Source organism: Protofrankia sp. Cr1, assembly GCF_963555865.1.
In the GTDB taxonomy this organism is placed as follows: Bacteria; Actinomycetota; Actinomycetes; order Frankiales; family Frankiaceae; genus Protofrankia.
In genome coordinates this window covers 1-3,183 of the sequence record NZ_CAUVXO010000109.1, presented here as the reverse complement: position 1 = coordinate 3,183, position 3,183 = coordinate 1, and the positions used below count along the sequence as shown (strand labels likewise).

Annotated in this window: 3 protein-coding genes; all 3 read left to right on the top strand. The window is 69.1% G+C overall.

The window, feature by feature from the left end:
• Nucleotides 1-63: 63 nt before the first annotated feature.
• The gene (locus tag U9980_RS11365) at nucleotides 64-1,533 is read left to right on the top strand and encodes a helix-turn-helix transcriptional regulator (protein ID WP_322767885.1); all 1,470 of its coding nucleotides are present in this window, start codon (nucleotides 64-66) and stop codon (nucleotides 1,531-1,533) included.
• A 13-nt stretch (nucleotides 1,534-1,546) separates the two neighbouring features.
• Nucleotides 1,547-2,524 (top strand): NAD-dependent epimerase/dehydratase family protein, encoded by a 978-nt coding sequence (locus U9980_RS11360; protein WP_322767884.1) that lies wholly within the window; start codon nucleotides 1,547-1,549, stop codon nucleotides 2,522-2,524.
• Between the two features lie 267 nt (nucleotides 2,525-2,791).
• The coding region (locus U9980_RS11355; RefSeq protein WP_322767883.1) for a hypothetical protein at nucleotides 2,792-3,183 on the top strand (392 nt) is incomplete at its 3' end.

The window sequence follows — 3,183 nt, the reverse complement described above, 5'->3', positions numbered from 1 at the left end:
GGAGATGTCTAACTAGTTATACTGAACTTCCAGCAACCCCAAAGTAGGACGAAAGGACTGCGGGTGACTGGTCAACCATGGCTGTGGACGCCTCCACACCAGACATCGCGTCCCGCCGGCGTGGGCCCGCTGCTCCGCTCCTACCGGCAGACCTACGGACTCACCCAGCAGCAACTCGCCGAACGGCTCGGCTTCGACCAGTCCTATGTCTCAAAGGTCGAAAGCGGTCGCCGCGCGATCCACGACATCTCCACGCTTCGCCACATCGCCCGCAGGCTCTCGCTGTCACCCGAGGACGTAGGCCTGGCCGCGGGCTCCCTTTCCGAGGGCCGCCGGGACGTCGCGGCCGCCAACCCCCTGGCGGACCGGGTTGCGGCGAGCCAGCGCGCGTGGCGACTGACACGCGACCACCTCAACCATCACCGGATCAGCCTGGCCCGCGCCGCCGCCCAGCTCTATCCCGAGACCTACCGCCTCGGTAACGGCCTGCTGACCCGGCCGGGCTGGATGTGGGACGCGCCGGTCGACATCGCCGACATCGAACTGGAATGGTCGGATACGGCGAGTCCGCCGACCGTGTCGGGCGCCGGTACCGACACCGAACACGTACGCCCGCTCACCGCCGACGGGTCTGCGTTCGGCACCTACACGCGGGCCATGCGCGACCTCGACCGGCCCACCCTCTTCGAGAACCGCCTGAGCTTCCGGCTGCTGGACGCCGTCCGCCCCGAGGGTGGCGGGTGTCCACAGATGTCCTTCGGACACACCACCTACTTCGACGCCCTCGACGTCTGCGAGTCGGTCGCGCACGAGACGGCCGCCGCCATGCTCGGTGGCGGGCTGTCCTGGCCGGCGCTGCCCTTCCGGCGCGGCATCGGAGACCCGTTCGACCTGGGACGGCGGGTCGCGCTGCCCTCGATCAACACACTGACCATCCGCCATGACACCACCCGAGCCAGCTTCGTCCTGCACCGACGCAGTGCCGGCTCGGTCGCCACCGCCGGTGGTGTTTACCATGTCCTACCGGCCGGGGTGTTCCAGCCGTCAGGGATCTCCGCATCCCACCATCGGACGGACTTCAATCTGTGGCGCAACATCATGCGTGAGCTCAGCGAGGAGCTTCTCGGCAATGCCGAACACGATGGCAGCAGCTCCACACTGATCGACTACGACAGCAGCGAACCCTTCCGTTCACTGGAACGGGCCCGACGCTCCGGCGGTGTCCGGGTGTGGTGTTTCGGCGTAGGCCTTGATGCGCTGACGCTCTTCGGTGAGATCCTGACTGTCGTGATCGTGGACGCTGACGTGTTCGACACGCTGTTCAGCGGGATGGTGCCGATCAACGCCGAGGGATCCGTCGTCACCACGGGCCCTGGTCGGCGCGCCTGCGACGGCATCCCGTTCACGCCGGCAGCTGTCCGCCGGCTGATCGAGCAGGAGCCGCTCGCTCCCTCAGCGGCGGCCTGTCTGGAACTTGCGTGGCGCCATCGCGGAACGCTGCTTCCGGGGTTGCACATGCGGGCCACGTCCTGAACGCGCTGGGGCCATGCGTGTTCTCGTAACCGGCGCGGCCGGTTTTGTGGGCGGGGTTGTCGCCGACACCCTCGCTGCGGCTGGCCATCAGGTCACCGCCCTCATCCGCAACGAGCTGCCGCCTCCCCGACTGGCGCCGGGCACTGAGATCGTCAGCGCCGACCTGTTGGAGATCGACGAACTCGCGGCGGCAGGCATCGACCGTGGGTTCGACGCGGTCTGCCACCTCGCCGCGCTGACCCGGGTGCGGGAGTCCCTGCGTGACCCACTGCGGTACTTCGCGGTCAACGTGACCGGCACCGTGAACCTGCTGGGTCTCCTCGAACGCGGCACCGAGGTCAGCGGGATCGCGCCGATCGTCGTCCTGGGTTCGAGCTGTGCGGTCTACGGCACACCGGAGACCCAGCCCATCCCGGAGACCCAACCGCCGGCACCGACGAACGCCTATGGTGCCTCCAAGCTTGCCGCCGAGCAGGTCCTCACCCACCAGGCGGCGACCGGTCGCATCGGCGCGGTCGTGCTCCGATCCTTCAACATCGCGGGCGCCGCGGGCGTGCACGCGGACAGGGACGGGACCCGCATCATTCCGGCGGCACTGGCAGTGGCATCGGGTGCGTCCGATGTCTTCGGCGTCAACGGGGACGGCGCGGTGATCCGCGAGTACGTGCACGTCGCCGACATGGCCGATGCCTACCTCGCGGCGTTGGACGCCGTGGCGCCCGGCCAGAGCGAGATCTTCAACGTCGGCACGGGCGTCGGCGTCAGCGTCGCGGACGTTCTCGCGGCGGTCGAACGCGTTACCGGCCGCACCGTCCGGCGGGTGCGCCGGCCACCGGCGGTCGAGCCGCCGATGCTGGTCGCCGACAGCCGCCGGATCCGGGCGGAGCTGACCTGGCGCCCCACCCGCTCGACCATCGACCGGATCGTCGCCGACGCATGGGACCACGCGGCCCCGCGGGCGTCCGTCCAGATGATCGGTCAGGGCGGCTGAGTCGGCGGGCAGCTATGATGTAGGCGACATCGGCGATATGGACGGATGTGTCATGGGTGCTGCTGCGATACTCGCTCCCGCCTGACCGCGTCAGGTAGGAGCGCATCGATCAGAGGAAGCCCTCGGCGAAGTCAACGCAGCACGCGTCCATGTCGGGCACTAATCTGACCTACGCTGATCGGGGCCGGTCAGCCGCGCCGGGACCAACGCGTGTCGGACCACCGGCTGTTGCCAGCACCGCAGCGCATTCTGGGGGAGAGACACAGGGTGGATAAACAGCCTGCGGGTGGACAACGCCCTCGGCCGACGTCTCGAGTGGTCGTCGACGTGGTACGCGCGGTGCGCGGCTGGGTTGTGGCGATCGCGGGTGGAGTGCTGCTGTTCGGCTGCTACCTGGGTGTCTCCGCAGAGACCGATCCCGGACGTCAGCTACCCTACTTCGCCTCCGGCGGGCTCGGCGGGCTCGCCCTCGTCCTGCTCGGTTGCGCGCTGCTGGTCGCCGACCAGATCGACGCCACCTCGAAGGGCGACCGCCGGAGCGACCATCAGGTCGACGACCTGCACAGGCTTATCGTCGCCGCAGCCGGCGCGGGACCAGCCCCGTCCGCCGGTGCCGTCAGGGGCACGGCCCCTGCTGGAACGGCCCCCGCCGGAACGGG

Excerpts from the sequence above, each read along its gene's own strand:
- U9980_RS11360 (WP_322767884.1), top strand. The coding sequence starts at position 1,547 with ATGCGTGTTCTCGTAACCGGCGCGGCCGGTTTTGTGGGCGGGGTTGTC.